The sequence below is a fragment of the Methylobacterium sp. M6A4_1b genome, assembly GCF_053345175.1.
On sequence record NZ_JBKEZQ010000008.1, the window covers coordinates 107118 to 122842 of the forward strand.

The 15725-nt window shown below is 71.3% G+C and carries 17 protein-coding genes; 10 read left to right on the plus strand and 7 right to left on the minus strand.

Annotated features, from left to right (window positions below):
* Positions 1–151: 151 nt before the first annotated feature.
* From folE to ACLBWX_RS10640, 3 genes are all read left to right on the plus strand, one after another.
* Positions 152–985 (plus strand): GTP cyclohydrolase I FolE, encoded by an 834-nt coding sequence (gene folE / locus ACLBWX_RS10630; protein ID WP_447677031.1) that lies wholly within the window; start codon positions 152–154, stop codon positions 983–985.
* Between the two features lie 11 nt (positions 986–996).
* Positions 997–1413, plus strand: coding sequence for a phosphoribosyl-AMP cyclohydrolase (gene hisI, locus ACLBWX_RS10635; protein ID WP_447677032.1), 417 nt, complete (start codon positions 997–999; stop codon positions 1411–1413).
* 81 nt (positions 1414–1494) lie between these two features.
* Positions 1495–2526, plus strand: coding sequence for a patatin-like phospholipase family protein (locus ACLBWX_RS10640; RefSeq protein ID WP_447677033.1), 1032 nt, complete (start codon positions 1495–1497; stop codon positions 2524–2526).
* 66 nt (positions 2527–2592) lie between these two features.
* Here the strand turns inward: ACLBWX_RS10640 and ACLBWX_RS10645 are convergent, their stop codons facing one another.
* Complete coding sequence (locus ACLBWX_RS10645) at positions 2593–3024, minus strand: CBS domain-containing protein (protein WP_447677034.1); 432 nt, start codon at positions 3022–3024, stop codon at positions 2593–2595.
* 209 nt (positions 3025–3233) lie between these two features.
* Positions 3234–4049: a rhomboid family intramembrane serine protease gene (locus ACLBWX_RS10650; protein WP_447677035.1), complete on the minus strand. Its 816-nt coding sequence runs from the start codon at positions 4047–4049 to the stop codon at positions 3234–3236.
* A 289-nt stretch (positions 4050–4338) separates the two neighbouring features.
* Here ACLBWX_RS10650 and ACLBWX_RS10655 point away from each other — a divergent pair, with 289 nt between their 5' ends.
* Complete coding sequence (locus tag ACLBWX_RS10655; protein ID WP_447677036.1) at positions 4339–4947, plus strand: PAS domain-containing protein; 609 nt, start codon at positions 4339–4341, stop codon at positions 4945–4947.
* Between the two features lie 92 nt (positions 4948–5039).
* On the plus strand, positions 5040–5666 hold the full coding sequence (locus ACLBWX_RS10660; protein ID WP_447677037.1) for a PilZ domain-containing protein: 627 nt from the start codon (positions 5040–5042) through the stop codon (positions 5664–5666).
* Positions 5667–5691: 25 nt separating this feature from the next.
* On the opposite strand, the gene ACLBWX_RS10665 is transcribed toward ACLBWX_RS10660, so the two are convergent.
* A complete protein-coding gene (locus ACLBWX_RS10665) occupies positions 5692–6969 on the minus strand; it encodes a deoxyguanosinetriphosphate triphosphohydrolase (RefSeq protein WP_447677038.1) in 1278 nt (425 codons plus the stop codon).
* 258 nt (positions 6970–7227) lie between these two features.
* On the opposite strand from ACLBWX_RS10665, the gene erpA reads away from it, so the two are divergent.
* Together erpA and ACLBWX_RS10675 are read left to right on the plus strand one after the other, a co-directional pair.
* A complete protein-coding gene (gene erpA / locus ACLBWX_RS10670) occupies positions 7228–7554 on the plus strand; it encodes an iron-sulfur cluster insertion protein ErpA (RefSeq protein WP_447677039.1) in 327 nt (108 codons plus the stop codon).
* 135 nt (positions 7555–7689) lie between these two features.
* Positions 7690–9507, plus strand: coding sequence for a hypothetical protein (locus ACLBWX_RS10675; RefSeq protein WP_447677040.1), 1818 nt, complete (start codon positions 7690–7692; stop codon positions 9505–9507).
* A gap of 30 nt (positions 9508–9537) precedes the next feature.
* Here the strand turns inward: ACLBWX_RS10675 and rnd are convergent, their stop codons facing one another.
* Positions 9538–10689, minus strand: coding sequence for a ribonuclease D (gene rnd, locus ACLBWX_RS10680; RefSeq protein ID WP_447677041.1), 1152 nt, complete (start codon positions 10687–10689; stop codon positions 9538–9540).
* Between the two features lie 79 nt (positions 10690–10768).
* Positions 10769–11227: a hypothetical protein gene (locus ACLBWX_RS10685; protein WP_447677042.1), complete on the minus strand. Its 459-nt coding sequence runs from the start codon at positions 11225–11227 to the stop codon at positions 10769–10771.
* Positions 11228–11411: 184 nt separating this feature from the next.
* On the opposite strand from ACLBWX_RS10685, the gene aspS reads away from it, so the two are divergent.
* Together aspS and ACLBWX_RS10695 are read left to right on the plus strand one after the other, a co-directional pair.
* A complete protein-coding gene (gene aspS, locus ACLBWX_RS10690) occupies positions 11412–13226 on the plus strand; it encodes an aspartate--tRNA ligase (RefSeq protein ID WP_447677043.1) in 1815 nt (604 codons plus the stop codon).
* Between the two features lie 50 nt (positions 13227–13276).
* The gene (locus ACLBWX_RS10695; protein WP_447677044.1) at positions 13277–13597 is read left to right on the plus strand and encodes a hypothetical protein; all 321 of its coding nucleotides are present in this window, start codon (positions 13277–13279) and stop codon (positions 13595–13597) included.
* Between the two features lie 113 nt (positions 13598–13710).
* On the opposite strand, the gene ACLBWX_RS10700 is transcribed toward ACLBWX_RS10695, so the two are convergent.
* Positions 13711–13968, minus strand: coding sequence for a hypothetical protein (locus ACLBWX_RS10700; RefSeq protein WP_447677045.1), 258 nt, complete (start codon positions 13966–13968; stop codon positions 13711–13713).
* Positions 13969–14485: 517 nt separating this feature from the next.
* On the opposite strand from ACLBWX_RS10700, the gene ACLBWX_RS10705 reads away from it, so the two are divergent.
* On the plus strand, positions 14486–15178 hold the full coding sequence (locus tag ACLBWX_RS10705) for a hypothetical protein (RefSeq protein ID WP_447677046.1): 693 nt from the start codon (positions 14486–14488) through the stop codon (positions 15176–15178).
* Positions 15179–15181: 3 nt separating this feature from the next.
* Here the strand turns inward: ACLBWX_RS10705 and ACLBWX_RS10710 are convergent, their stop codons facing one another.
* A complete protein-coding gene (locus tag ACLBWX_RS10710) occupies positions 15182–15436 on the minus strand; it encodes a DUF3297 family protein (protein ID WP_055950921.1) in 255 nt (84 codons plus the stop codon).
* Positions 15437–15725 lie beyond the last annotated feature (289 nt).

The following is a 15725-nucleotide window of genomic DNA, read 5'->3' on the forward strand; positions in this document are numbered from 1 at the left end:
CGGCGCGATAACGACGATATAGGCCCCCACGCACCGTTTCGCGAGGAGGCGGCTCGTCGACCCGGGTCGCGCCCACGGCCAGGGTCGCGCCACGGCAGACGGCACCGTCCGGGCATCGGCCGCCCTCTCCCGACGGCCTTATGGTTCGACGATGTACGCAAAGCCTGACAGCCACCCGATGACGACCCGGATCGCCCGGGCGGAAGATGCCATGGATGCCGCGCTCAAGTCCCTTTCCTACCGCCTGACCGAGACGGAGGAACCCGGGATGGAACCGACCCGCCAGAACGGCGCCCTCAGCACCATGCGCAACGACAATGCGCGCGTCCCCGAGGCGCCCGCGCCCGAGATCGCCCCTGAGATCGCCCCCTTGCCCGCCTCCGCCCAGCGGGTGCCGGACGCCATCGCCACCGGCCGCCCGAGCCGCGAGGAGGCCGAGGCCGCCGTGCGCACGCTCCTGCGCTGGGCCGGCGACGACCCGAACCGCGAGGGCCTGCGCGACACGCCCGCCCGGGTGGTGAAGGCCTATGGCCAGATCTTCGGCGGCTACGGCCAGGATGCCGACGCGCTCCTCGAGCGGGTCTTCGAGGAGGTCGAGGGCTACTCGGACATCGTGCTGGTGCGCGACATCCCGTTCTATTCCCATTGCGAGCACCACATGGTGCCCTTCATGGGGCTGGCGCACATCGCCTACTATCCGACCAAGGGCGTGGTCGGCCTCTCGAAGCTCGCCCGGGTGGTCGACACCTTCGCCCGCCGCCTGCAGACCCAGGAGACCATGACCGCGCAGATCGCCGACGTGATCGAGAGCATCCTCAAGCCCCGCGGCATCGCCGTGATGGTCGAGGCCGAGCACCTCTGCATGGCGATGCGCGGCGTCCAGAAGGCCGGCGTCTCCACCATCACCACCCAGTTCCGCGGCGCCTTCCGCAACGACGCCAACGAGCAGGTCCGCTTCCTCACCCTCGTGCGCAACAAGTCCTGAGCCCGCCCGCGATGACGCGCGCCTTCCCGGAGCCCGGCAGCCGGGCCGCGGTCGAGGAGGGGGCCGCCTTCACCCCCCGCTTCGACGCCGACGGCCTCGTCTCCTGCATCGCCGTCGACGCCACCGACGGGCAGGTGCTCATGCTCGCCCACATGAATGCCGAATCGCTGGCCCGCACCCTGGAGACCGGCGAGGCCTGGTACTGGTCGCGCTCCCGCGGCGAGCTCTGGCACAAGGGCGCCACCAGCGGGCAGGTCCAGCGCGTCGTCGAGATGCGGGTCGATTGCGACCAGGACGCCGTGTTGATCCGCGTGGCCGTGGGCGGCGATGGCGGCTGCTGCCACACCGGCCGGCGCGCCTGCTTCTATCGCCGCGTCGATCACGATCCGGCGACCGGCCGGGCCATCCTGCGACCCGCCGATGCCTGATCCCGGCGCGACGCGGACCCGTCCGAGGCCGGTCCGGCCGCACCGCGACGCCCGTTTCCCGTCTTCCTGCGACCCGTGCCGATGATGTGGGACCGCCTGTCCCCGGGGTCTGCCCAGGCCGAGGTCCGGCAGGTGTCGCCCGTGCGCGCGCGCTTTCCCGCCGGCGCCGTCGAGCCCGTGGCGGCGTCCCCGGCGCCCGGTCCCCGCATCGGCCTCGCGCTCGGCGGCGGCTCGGCCCGGGGCTGGTCGCAGATCGGCGTGATCGAGGTGCTGGAGGAAGCCGGCATCCACCCGACCGTGGTGGCGGGCTGCTCCATCGGCGCGGTGGTGGGCGGCTGCTACGCGGCGGGCCAGCTCGGCCTGCTCAAGGCCTTCGCCCTGTCGCTGACCCGGCGCAGCGTGATGGGCCTCCTCGACCTGCGGCTCCGCTCCGGCCTCATCGCCGGCGACCGTCTGAGGCGGCGTCTCCAACACGATCTGGCCGACCGCCGCATCGAGGGCCTGCCGATCCGCTTCGCCAGCGTCGCCACCGACCTCGAGAGCGGCGAGGAGGTCTGGCTCACCCGGGGCTGCCTGGTGGAGGCCCTGCGCGCCTCCTACGCCCTGCCGGGCATCTTCCCGCCGGTGCGCTGCGACGGCCGGCTCCTCCTCGACGGCACCCTGGTCAACCCGGTGCCGGTGACGATCGCGCGGGCGCTGGGGGCCGACCTCGTGATCTGCGTCAACCTCAACGGCGACCCGCGGCCCGGCCTGCGGGAAGCGGCGCCCGCGCGGGTCACGGCCGAAGCGGTGCTCCCCGCGCCCCGCCGGCCCCGGCGCTGGATCCTGCGCCGTCCGGGCGCCCGTCCCGCCGAGCCCGGGCCGGGCAACGGCCTCGCCACCCCCGGCATGGCCCGGGTGATGCTCGACGCCTTCAACATCACGCAGGACCGGATCTCGCGGGCGCGCCTGGCCGGGGACCCGCCCGACATCGCGATCGTGCCGCGCCTGTCCGGGATGGGCCTGTTCGAGTTCCACCGGGCCGCCGAGGGGATCGCCCTCGGCCGCGAGGCGGCGCGGGCCGCCCTGCCGCAGATCCGCGGCCTCGTGGCGGCGGCCGCCGCCCGGAGCTGACCGGCCCCGACGCGGGCGCAGCCGGATCGTCCCTCGGGAATCAGGCCCGAGGATCAGGCCCGAGAATCAGGCCATCGTGATGTAGTCGCGCATCGCCTGATGCTCGGCCTCGACGGCCTCGATCCGGCGCTTGACCACGTCGCCGATGGAGATGAGCCCGGCCAGCCGGCCCTCCTCGACCACGGGCACGTGGCGGAAGCGGCCCTCGGTCATGAGGTGCATCACCTCCTCGATGCTGCAGGCGCGGGTGCAGGTGGTCACCGCGGTGGTCATGTGTTCCGAGACCAGGGCGTCGAGGGCGTTGGCGCCCTTGCCGGCGAGTGCCCGCATGATGTCGCGCTCGGAGAGGATGCCGCGCACCGCCCCGTCCGCATCGCTGACGACGACGGCGCCGATGCGCTTCTCGGCCAGGAGGTGGATGGCCTCGTCGAGGGTGCGCTGCGGCTCCACCGTGACGACGGAGCGGCCCTTCTCGGCGAGGATGCGAGCAACGGTCATGGACGTGTCCTTTTCCTGTCTTCACCCCGGGGACGGGGCGGCCGGGCTTGTCCGGGCTTGGCTGTCCGGGCTGGCCTGTCGCGGCGGGGTGCCCGGCTCGGTCTGCGGCGATTGTGTGGCGCGCGCGCGCAGATGGCAAGATCCCGCCGGTTCCGGCCGCGAAGAAAGCAGGATAATTCAGCGCCTTGGCCGGAGCCCCGGGCCCGCCGTCAGCGCCGGGTCCGGTCGATCAGCGGCAGCAGGAAGAAGCCTGCGACGAAGCCGCCGAGATGCGCGTCCCAGGCCACCGAGGTCGCCTCGGCCCCCAGCGGCAGGGCGATGACGCCGAACAGGAAGTTCGTGACCAGCCAGATCGCCAGGAACACCACCACGGTGCGGTTGCGCATCAGCTCCGGGATGGCCTGGAGCGGGGGCGGTGCCGGGCGCTGCCAGGGCGGGCCGCCGGCATAGGCGGGCGGCGGCTGGAACACGAAGCGCGCCGCGGCCGCCATCAGGGCCGAGACGCCCGCCGACGCCCCGATCAGCGGCGCGGTGCTCAGGGGGTCGAGGACGACGTGGAGGATGCCGCCCGCCACCGCGCCGACGAGGGCGATCAGGCCGTAGCGCCAGGGGCCGTAGCGCCGGGCCACCGGCGAACCGAAGGCGGCGAGCCAGACGGTGTTGAAGATCACGTGCATCCACGAGCCGTGCAGCAGCGCGTAGCTCGCGAAGGTCCAGGGCATCGCGGCGGGGTCGGCCACCACGTAGCGGGCGAAGGCCTGCCGGGCCTCGACGACATCGGGGTCGCCCGCCAGGGCCGCGGCCGCCCGCAGCAGCTCCTCCGCCCGCGCGGGGTCGACGGCCACGCTCCAGCGCCCGGGGATCAGGGCGAGGTCGATCAGGGCGGCGATGTCCCAGGTGTCCGGCAGCACGAACGCGCGGAGGAAGTGGATGCCCACCAGCACCCCGATCGACGCGGTGACCACGCCCGGCATGTTGAAGATCGGAACGCGGTTCTGCGGCGGCAGGTCGGGGCTGGCATCCATGGGGCCACCATGTCGGGGCGGGATGCGGGGCCGCAAGCCCCGCGGTGCCGGAAAGCCGCGCCGCGTGAACAATCGCCGCGCTCCGCCCGGCCTCGCCCTGCCCAAACTTGGCGGTGGACAACTCCTGACGCTCGTTAACCTTGATGAAGGGTTAAGGGGGGCGCCGCGAGGGTGGTCGGCATAAGCTCTGCGCAGTGCCTGGCAGAGACTTCGGGAGCGGCCCAGAACCGTCCCGGAAGCGCCCGATCCGAGAAGGTCCCTCGCCGGACCGTGCCATTGTGGGACTCCCATGAAGCATCCGACCAGCCGCCTGCTCCACGCCTACTGGGACAAGCTGCGGCACGCCCGCGCCGCGCCGGAGCGCAGCGAGATCGAGCCCGGGGAGATCCGGAACCTGCTCGCCGACAGCCTGATCCTCGAGGTCGACATGGCGCGGGGCGCGGCCGCGGTGCGCCTGGCCGGGACGCATGTCTGCGCCCTGTTCGGGCGCGAGCTGAAGGGGCGGGACTTCGCCGGCCTCTGGGGGAGGCCCGACGCCGATCCGTGGCTGCTGGTCGAGGCCGTGGCCCTCGACACGGTCGGGGTCGTGGCCGGCCTGCAGGGGTTCACGGAGCGCGGCGAGAGCATCGACCTCGAACTCCTGCTGCTGCCCCTGCGCCACCGCGGCGAGACGCAGTCCCGCATCCTCGGCGCCCTCAGCCCGACCTGCGTGCCGCACTGGCTCGGCATCCGGCCCCTGACCGAGATGCGGACGACCTCCCTGCGCATCCTCGGCCACGAGGCCGCCCCGTCCCACCGGGATGCCCGGGCCACCCTCCGGGACCTGCCCGAACCCGCCAACGACAGCGCCCCGCTCCGGCGCGGCCACCTCCTCGTTCATCCCGGCGGACGCGCCTGATCGGGTGTTCGCGCGACACGGGCAAACCTTTCGTAACCAGCAACCGGTAGCCTCGCGGGCAGTGAAGCCTCGAAACGAGTCGCCCCGCCGCCATGATCGAGGTCGCCACCCGTCCGCCCGCAAGGCCGTCCCGCGACGTCCGGATCTCGGATCTGCGCCGGCACCACCGCGTCAAGGTCTCGATGCTGGGGCGCTACATGCTGGCCGACCGGCGGGAATATCCGTGCCAGACCGTCGACATGTCGCCGGGCGGGGTCCGCCTCACCTGCGCCGTCATGGGCGAGATCGGCGAGCGGGTGGTGCTCTACCTCGAACATGTCGGCCGGATCGAGGGCACGATCGCCCGCCTGATGCCCGGGGGCTTCGCCGTCCGGCTCAGCGCGACGCCGCGCAAGCGCGACAAGATCGCCTCGCAGCTGACCTGGCTCGCCAATCGCGAGAGCCTGGGCCTGCCCGAGGGCCGTACGCACGAGCGCCTGACTCCGCTGGTCACTGGTGTCGTCCTCCGCCTGGAGAGCGGGCGCGAGGTGGCGGCCCGCATCATCGACATCTCGATGTCGGGCGTGGCGCTCACCACCACCAGCACCCCGGCGATCGGCATGAGCCTGATGGTCGGGCGCACCCCCGGCCGGGTGGTGCGCCATTTCGAGGGCGGCATCGGCGTGCACTTCATGCTGCCGATCTCCCCCGACCTGTTCCACGAGGGCCTCACCCTCTGAGGTCTTCGCGACCCTGACGGGCGTCCTACGGATCGGTGAGGGGCAGGCTGCGGCTCCCCGGGCTCCAGTGCAGGTCCGGCGTCGTCGCGAACAGGCGCCTGTGCGCCAGCGCCGCGTAGGTGTCGGTCATGCCCGCGATGTAGTCGGCGACCCGGCGGGCGAGGCGTCCCGCCTCCGCCCCCTCCAGGCCCGCCGACCATTCCGCCGGCATCGCGCCCGGCTCCGCCATGAACCGGGCGAACAGGTCGGACACGATGACGTTGGCCTTGGCCCGCACCGCGAGCACGCCGGGATGGCGGTACATGCGGGCGAACAGGAAGGTCTTGATCTCGGAATCCGCCCGCGCGATCGCCGCGGAGAAGGCGATGACGGGCGCCTGCGCCGCCCGGATGTCGGCCACCGAGCCCGGATTCAGAGCGGCGAGGCGCCGGGTGCTCTCCGCGATCACGTCCTCCACGAAGCGGGTGATGACCCGCCGCGCCAGCTCGTGGATCTTTCGCGACGGCTCCAGGTTCGGGTAGAGATGGTCGATCTCGTCGAGGAGGCCGCCGAGGAACGGCACCGCGGCGAGGTCGGCGAGGTCGAACAGGCCGGCGCGCAGGCCGTCGTCGAGGTCGTGGCTGTCATAGGCGATGTCGTCGGCGAGGGCCGCGGCCTGCGCCTCCGGCCCGGCGAAGCGGGCGAGTTCGAGGTCGTTGAGCGCGTCGTATTCGAGGATCGCGGCCGGGATGCCGCGGCCCGTCCAGCGCCGGGTCGGGCGCCCGTCCGGCTCCAGCAGCGGGCCGTTGTGCTTGACGAGGCCCTCCAGGGTCTCCCAGGCGAGGTTGAGCCCGTCGAAGCCGGCGTAGCGCCGCTCCAGCCGGGTGACGATGCGCAGGGCCTGGGCGTTGTGGTCGAAGCCGCCATGGGCCGCCATGCAGGCATCCAGGGTGTCCTCCCCCGTATGCCCGAAGCAGGTGTGGCCGAGATCGTGGGAAAGGGCCAGCGCCTCGGCGAGGTCCTCGTCGAGGCCGAGCGCCCGGGCCAGCGCCCGGGCGATCTGGCTCACCTCCAGGGTGTGGGTCAGCCGCGTCCGGTAATGGTCGCCCTCGTGATGGACGAAGACCTGCGTCTTGTGCTTGAGGCGCCGGAAGGCCGAGGAATGGATGATGCGGTCGCGGTCGCGCTGGAAGTCGCTGCGCGTGGGCGAGATCGCCTCCGGGATCAGGCGCCCGCGGGTGGCCGCCGGATCGGTGGCATAGGGCGCCCGCCAGCGCTCGCCGCGCCGCCGGGCCGCGCCCCGCTCCGTCTCATCCGCCTGCATCACGTCTCGCTGCCCCAAAATCTCGCTGCCTCGAAAGTCCGGCTGCCTCGAAGTCCGGCTGCCTCGAAGTCCCGCTCTCTCAGGAGCCCGGCGCCTCGCGTTCCGCCCGCCTCGGCCCCGTCCCCGACGCGCCGTCGCGTTGCAGCATCGGTTCCCCAGGCATATCTTGTATCCCATAACAGTTGTTCCAACGCCGTCCCGGCCCGCGACCGGCCGGGACGGCCGGCGGATCTCGAGAGCACCCGCGAGAGCATCCCGATGGCCGACATCACCCTGACGCCCCGCGCCGCCAAGCGCATCAACGAGATCATGGGCACCGAGCCGCCCGGCGCCTCCCTGCGGATCAGCGTGAACGGCGGCGGCTGCTCGGGCTTCTCCTACGCCTTCGACATCGAGCGGGCGCGGGCCGCCGACGACGTCGCGATCGAGCGCGACGGCGCCACCGTCCTGGTCGACCCGATGTCGCTGGAATACATGAGCGGCTCGACCATCGATTTCGTGAACGATCTCATCGGGCAGTCCTTCAAGATCGAGAATCCCCAGGCCACGGCGTCCTGTGGCTGCGGAACCTCGTTCTCGCTGTGAATGCGGCAGGGTCCCGGGGGGGGCGGCTCCCGCGATTGCCTCGCGCGTGAAACTGCGGCACGGATGGGCCCTCTCCCAGACGCCTCCGGGCCTTTCCCCTGAAAGCGCCTCTTCGCCAGCGATCCGGATAAGCCCATGACCTGCTCGAAAGGCCGCCCCCTCCTCGCGTGGGCGACCGGTGCCTCGGCCTGCGTCCTCGTCCTCCTCGGTGCGGGGGGCGCCCTGCAGCCCGGTGCGGCGCAGGCCCAGGAGGCGGCCTCGGCGGTCCAGGACGTCACGCTTCAGGACGTGACCCTGACCTTCGGCGACACGGTGCTCAGGGCGCCGCGCCTCACCGCCAGCGGCACCCGTCTCTCGAAGGACGAGCTCACCGCCCTGCTGAAGCCCGGCCCCGGCGAATCCTGGGCCTCCCGCCTCGTGCGCCTGGACGCCGCGAGCCTGGCGCTGCCCGAATTGCGGGTGGAGCGCACCGGCGCGGCCGGGGCGACGCCGGTCGTCACCTATCGCGACGTGGTCGCCCGCGACGTTCGCGCCGGGCGCGTCGCCGAACTCACCGCCGCCGGAGCCTCGATCCTCCTCGAAGGGGGTCCCCAGAAGGGCACCGGCACCTACGGCCGGATGCGCGCCACCGACCTCGACCTCACCGTGCTGGCCCGCCTCTACGGCGAGCCGGGCGACGGCAAGAGCGCCCTGCAGCGGATCTACGCCACCTTCGCGGTCGACGACATCGCCTACGTGGATGCCCGGGGCACCGCGGTGAAGATCGCCCGGATCGAGGGCCGCGACCTCAGCGGCCGCCAGATCCCGGCGACCTGGACGGGCGCGCTCCAGGCCTTCACGGCCGTCGACTACGAGCGGCTCGCGCCGCCCGAGCGCGCGCGGCTGATGAGCCTCGGGGCCGACCTCGCCGAGGCGGTCTCGGTGGGCTCCCTGGAGGCCACCGGCCTCAGCGTCCAGGAGGCCAAGCCCCGCGACGCCTTCAGCCTCGGCATCGCCCGCCTCGGGATGACCGGCGCCGGCCTCCTCCTGGAGGACATCGCCTTCGCGGGCGTGGACGGCGCCAAGGCCCGCCTCGCGCGCCTCTCGCTGGACGGCTTCTCCCTCGGCCCGACGGTCGCGGCCCTGCGCAAGCTCTCCGCCCTGACCGCGCCGCCCTCGGATTCCGAGCTGCGCCTGCTGACGCCGGCCTTCGGCACCCTGGCCCTGAAGGATCTCAGCCTCGACCTTCCGGCCGAGGCGAAGGCGCCGCGCGATCCCGCCGACAAGGCGGTGCCCGGCCCGACCCATGTCGGCCTGCGCGACGGTTCGATGAACTTCGCGCCTCCGCGCGACGGCGTGCCGACCGCCGGGCGCCTCAGCCTGTCGGGCCTGACCCTGCCGGCCTCGGCGGTCGCCGGGGTGCCCGGCCTCGGCTCCCTCGGCCTCTACGGCTACAGCGACCTCGACCTCGCCGTGGTGGCCGACACCTCCTGGGACGAGGCCGCCCGCGAGCTCAAGCTCGGCGAGGTCTCGGTCTCCGGCAAGGACATGGGCAGCCTGCGCATCAACGGCATGATCGGCGGCATCGGCCCGGAGGTGTTCAACCCGGACATGGCGGTGTCGAGCTTCGCCATGCTGTCGGCCACCGCCAAGGCCCTCGACCTGACCATCGAGAATACCGGCCTGTTCGACCGCTTCATCGCCGCACAATCGAAGGTGCTCAGCCTCAAGCCCGAGGAACTGAAGCAGGAATACGTCACCGCGAGCGTGTTCGGCGTGCCCGCGATCCTCGGCAACTCCGTGGGCGCCAAGGCCATCGGCGCCGCGATGGGCCAGTTCGTGACCAAGCCCGGCACCCTCTCGGTCAGCCTGCGGCCGAAGAACGCCGCCGGAATCGGCATGCTGGAATTCAGCGCCGCCCCGACCCCGGCCGCCCTGTTCGACCGGCTCGAGGTCAACGCCAAGGCTAACTAAGCCAAGGCGAACGGAAACGGGGCTGGCGGCTCACGCCAGCTCGCGCACCACGACCCGGCCGCGCTCGGCCGAGAGGGCGAGGCGGCCGCTCTTGAGGGCGAGCGCCTTCTCGCCGAACAGCGCCCGGCGCCAGCCGTGCAGCACGGCCACGTCGGCGTCGTCGTCCTCGGCGATGGCCTCCAGGTCGTCCACCGTGGCGATGATCTTCGGGGCGACCCCTTCGGTCTCGCACACGGCCTTCAGCAGGACCTTGAGCAGTTCGACCAGCGCCCCGTTGCCGCCCCGGCTGCGGGTGCGCTCGGGCAGCGCGATCTCCGAGAGGTCGCGGGCGAAGCCCCGCTCCACCGCCGCGAGGATGTCGGTGCCGGTGCGCGAGCGCTCGAAGCCGGCGGGAATCGAGCGCAGGCGCCCCAAGGCCTCGACGCCGCGCGGGGCCGAGGTGGCGACGTCGATCACCGCCTCGTCCTTGAGGATGCGCCCGCGCGGCACGTTGCGGCTCTGGGCCTCCCGCTCGCGCCAGGCGGCGACCTCCATCAGCACCGCGATCTCGCGGGGCTTGCGCATCCGGCCCGAGAGGCGGCGCCAGGCCGAACCCGGATCGGCCCGGTAGGTCTCCGGCGAGGTGAGCACGCTCATCTCCTCGTCGAGCCACTCGCCCCGGTCGGTGGAGAGGAGCTGGCCCGCCAGCACCTCGTAGACCTTCACCAGGTGGGTGACGTCCGAGAGGGCGTAGCTGAGCTGGGCGTCCGAGAGCGGCCGGCGCGACCAGTCGGTGAAGCGCGAGGACTTGTCGATCTTGGCCTTGGCCACGTCGTTGACGAGCTGCTCGTAGGAGACCGAGTCGCCGTAGCCGCAGACCATGGCGGCGACCTGGGTGTCGAAGAAGGGCTGCGGCAGCAGGCCCCCGAGGAGCCAGATGATCTCCAGGTCCTGGCGGGCGGAATGGAACACCTTCACCACGCCCTCGTCGCCCATCAGCGCGAAGAACGGCGCGAGGTCGAGGTCGGGCGAGAGCGGGTCCACGAGGACGCCGGTCCCGTCCGGCGCCGCCATCTGGATGAGGCAGAGCTTGGGGTAGTAGGTCGTCTCGCGCATGAACTCCGTGTCGACGGTCACGAAGGGATGGGCGGACAGGCGGGTGCAGGCCTCGGCCAGGGCCGCAGTGGTGGCGATCAGATCCATGAATCGGCTATACCGAAGGTTCTCGCCCCAGGCGAGGGACGCCGGACCCCCTCACCAGAATTCGAGGCCCCGCACACCGTTACGCGGCGAACGCGCGCGGTTTGGCCCCATGCCGGCGCGACGCCAGCGCCCGGACCTGAGCCGCGCGCGCGCGGCGCTGCGTCTCGGCGCGGGCGAGGAGCCAGTCCAGGATCCCGGCCTCGATCCGCGTCGCGCCCGCCGGATCGGCGAGGCGGCGGATGCGGTCGGCGCGAAAGCCCCGATAGCCGCCGCGGCCCCGGTCGATGCCGCCCAGAAGCGTCCGGCCCGGCCCGAGCTTCAGCTCGCGCGCCTCGACCCGCCGGGTGCTCCAGGCCCCGCGCGAATCCTCGTAGACGATCTCGAAGGTGCCCTCGAGGGGCAGGACGCGCCACTGGCCCTCCTGTCGCTCGCGAGTCCGCCGCTCGCCCGTCGCGGGCGCGGCGGCGGCTCCGGGAGCGGGCTCGGCAGCCTCCGCCCCGGCCTGCCGCAGAATGTCGAAAAAAGCGTTGGAATTCATAGGATTGATATGGGAATCGCCGGGTGATTCCGGAAGGGGGCGGGGCCGCGTCCGCCGCGTTCCGGCGGCCTTCGCGCCCCGCCGGCGCATCGGCCTCGCCTTGACTTCACCTCCCCCGCGTGAATGGTGCGCCGCTCAATCCCCAAAGCCCGTGATCCGTCAGCCCGTTATGCAGCAGCCCGTCATGCACCGTTACCGGACCCATACCTGCGGGGCGCTCCGGGCGTCCGATGTCGGCCAGAGCGTCCGCCTCTCCGGCTGGTGCCACCGCATCCGCGACCATGGCGGCGTGCTGTTCATCGACCTGCGCGACCATTACGGCCTGACGCAATGCGTGGTGGATTCGGATTCGAAGGCCTTCCAGGCCGCCGACGCGGCGCGCTCGGAATGGGTCATCCGCATCGACGGCCGGGTCCGCACCCGCCCCGCCGGCACCGAGAACCCGGACCTGCCGACCGGCACGCTGGAGGTCTACATCGACGACCTCGAGGTGCTCGGCCCCGCGGGCGAATTGCCGATGCCGGTCTTCGGCGACCTCGACTACCCGGAGGAGACCCGGCTCAAGTACCGCTTCCTCGACCTGCGGCGCGAGAAGCTGCACGCCAACATCATGAAGCGGGGCGCGATCATCGACAGCCTGCGCCGGCGCATGCGGGACGGCGGCTTCTTCGAGTTCCAGACGCCGATCCTCACCGCCTCCTCGCCGGAGGGCGCGCGCGACTACCTCGTCCCGTCCCGCGTCCACCCGGGCAAGTTCTACGCGCTGCCGCAGGCCCCGCAGCAGTTCAAGCAGCTCACCATGATCGCGGGCTTCGACCGCTACTTCCAGATCGCGCCCTGCTTCCGCGACGAGGACGCGCGGGCGGATCGCTCCCCGGGCGAGTTCTACCAGCTCGACATCGAGATGAGCTTCGTCACCCAGGAGGACGTGTTCCAGGCGGTGGAGCCGGTGCTGCGCTCGGTCTTCGAGGAATTCGCGGACGGCAAGCGCGTGACGGGCACCTTCCCGCGCATCCCCTACGCCGAGGCGATGCTGAAATACGGCGTCGACAAGCCCGACCTGCGCAACCCGCTGGTGATCGCCGACGTGACGGACGCGTTCGCCCGCGAGGACGTGGCCTTCAAGGCCTTCAAGGGCGTGATCGCGTCCGGCGGCGTGGTCCGGGCGATCCCCGCCACGGGGGCGGCGGGCCAGCCGCGCTCGTTCTTCGACAGGCTCAACGACTTCGCCCGCGCCGAGGGCGCGCCGGGCCTCGGCTACATCATCTTCGAGGACGACGCCGGCACGCTGACCGGCAAGGGTCCGATCGCCAAGTTCATCCCCGCCGAGGTCCAGGCGCTGATCGCCGAGAAGACCGGCACCAAGGCCGGCGACGCGGTGTTCTTCTCGGCCGGCACCGAGGCCAAGGCGGCCGCGCTCGCCGGCAAGGCCCGCATCCGCATCGGCGACGAGCTGAACCTCTCCGACAAGGACCAGTACGCGTTCTGCTGGATCACCGACTTCCCGATGTACGAGTGGAACGAGGACGAGAAGCGGATCGACTTCTCGCACAACCCGTTCTCGATGCCGAACTTCGACCGGGAGGCGTTCCTCGCCCTCGACCCGTCGGATGCCGAGACGATCCTGAACATCAAGGCGTTCCAGTACGACATCGTCTGCAACGGCACCGAGCTGTCCTCGGGCGCGATCCGCAACCATCGCCCCGACGTGATGGAGAAGGCCTTCGGCATCGCCGGCTACGGCGTCGAGGTGCTGGAGGAGAAGTTCGGCGGCATGCTCAACGCGCTGAAGCTCGGCGCGCCCCCGCACGGCGGCATCGCGCCGGGCATCGACCGCATCGTCATGCTGCTCTGCGGCGAGCAGAACCTGCGCGAGGTCGTGCTGTTCCCCATGAACCAGCGCGCCGAGGACCTGATGATGGGGGCGCCGGCCGAGGCCACGCCGAAGCAGCTGCGCGAGCTCCACATCCGCCTCAACCTGCCCGAGAAGGGCGCCTGAGGCGACGAGACCGGCCTTCCCCGCGCGGGGAAGGCCCCGCTGAGGCGCGCATGAGCCACCTCCTCCGTCCGGCCGAGGCCCTGGTCCGCGCCGTGGCGATCCTCACGGCGCAGGGCTTCGCGGTGGTGGCCCGCAACACCCGGGGCGACAGCGTCTACCTGAAGCCCGAGGCCTGCGCCTTCGCCCTGCGGGTCTCGAACCACGCCCGCACTCCGAAGCAGCGCCGGAACCACCCCGACGCCGTCACCAGCCTCGTCCTGCGCGACCCGACCTCCGAGGCGGCGCTGGCGGAGGCGGTGGCCGTGGCAGTGCGGAATTTCGCCGGTGAGCGGGCGAAGCGGGAGCGGGTGCTCGGGGTCAGCGCGGACTGACCTTCTCAGTCTTTGAATATAAAGCTAAAATAGGTTTTTATTGATATTTCGGTGATTCCGTGAGAGAAATGGGCCGGTCGCTCAATCTCTCTGGAGCACCGCCCATGTCGTTGTCAGGTCGTGAGAGCGCGGAACGCGCGAAACTCCCCCATGACCTCGCGGCCCTGAGGGTCGAACTCGGCCTGCTCCGCGTCGAGCATCTCCTCTTCCGGAAATACGATCCCGATCAGCCCCGGACGCCCGCCGGCGAGACCGGGGCCGGGCAATGGATCTCTGGAGACGGCGGGCAGGAGGTCGCCGCCGATGATGGCTCGCGGGTGCTCTCGCTGCGGATGCGCAGCCGGCCCTCCGAGACCTGGGACGAGCGACACGTCGTCGTCGCGTCGGACGGGACCCGAACCCTCTTCGAGATGGAGGGGCGGACCCAGACCATCCGCGACGGCGAGATGGGCGAGTTCCTGTCGCGCGCCACCCTGGTCAATGGTCAGGTGGAGCCGGAGGCCTTCGTCCAGAATGCGAGAGCCCCGGGCTCTTCCAGCTCACGGATTAAGGCGACCGTCGAGGCCGCATTGGCCTTGCTCTCGGTTCTCTCTCTCTCCGGAAGAACCGCGACGGAACTGCGATCTTCGAGGCGCCGGCCAGCGCGTATGAGCCCGGGGCAGATGCGAACAATCCGGCGATGTGGGTCGGTCGGGTCGACCAAGCGGAATTGGACGCCGCCTGTCCGCGTCGTGGCGAGGTTCAGGGTATCCTCGATGACTCCGTCTCTGATTTCAGGACCGGCAAGAGCGGCCTGGCAGCGCTACGTGCCACCCAGATCGCACGGATGGTTGCCATCAATTTCCCTGGCACGCAGCGCATCATCGTGAATGAAATAAGGCCGTCCCGATGACGAACGCCAAGCAGATCAAACAGGTTTTCGGGCCGCTGGCAGCGCAGTCTGACGACCTGAAACAGATCGGGTCCCACTATCTCTGGCTGCTTCCGGTTCGGCACGTGGCGTTGCGCGTCCTGATCGACCGAAGTTCGCACAAGGACCTGTGTACGCCGCAATGGACGATGTTGCAGACCTTCATACCGGGTTCTGATCCGCTGACGAGCATCGGCTATTCCGGCTACCTGCATCGTCCTGCATCGTCCCGCGTGGCATACTGGGACTGGACGGACCCGACGATGATCGAGGATCTGCTCTCGGTCATCGCGACGGAAGCGCTGCCCCGGCTTCGCGCGATCGATTCGCTGCCGGCATTCTGGGCGGTCTACACCGACGGCACCGATCGCAAGGTGCCGCAATGGCCGGAAATGCGCCTGATCTTCCACATCGCTCTCGGCGACCTTGTTGCGGCGCGGGCGCTCTATGAAACCCTGGAGCCGGAGCTTCGCGAAAACCGGTATCCCGATGTCCCCTGGGTCCAGAAACGCCGCCGGATGGTCCTGAGCGTGGCCGAACCGCTCCTGGCCGGCGACCGGGCCGCCCTCGCGAACATCCTGCACGGCCGGGAGGCGGACAACATCCGCGGGACCAAGATCGAGCCCTGCTGGGAGCCGACGCCGTTCCCGCTGGAGGACGCGTCGGCCTGAGGCTCAGCCCTCGGCCGGAGCGTCGTCGCGAAAATACGGCTCCACGGGGCCCTTGAGCTTCACCGTCATCGGATTGCCGGCGCGGTCCAGGGTCTTGCCGGCCGAGAGGCGGACCCAGCCCTCGCTGACGCAGTATTCCTCGACATTGGTCTTCTCGACGCCCTTGAAGCGGATGCCGATGCCGCGCTCGAGGATCTTCTCGTCGTAGTACGGGCTGTTGGGATTCACAGCGAGGCGGTCGGGGGGCGTGTCGGACATCGTCGCGGGCCTTGGATCGGTTCACGTCGTCGGGTGGGGATCTCGAACGCAAGCGGGTACGGGATTCGGCGCGGCGCCGCAACGCCGGGCCGCCCGCGGCCCCCGCCGCGCATGCGGCCGGGAGCGCGATCGGCGCCGCGATGGAACAAAACGCTCCGATCGTCAGCGTCGGAGCGCGATCCGGACGCGACAGGGAGGCCCCGGCATAGGAGTTTGTGCCGATGGGGAAACCGGTCCGAACGGCGGGCGGGCACGGTCGATCCGGGTCTCCCGGCGCGGGTTGCGCCCA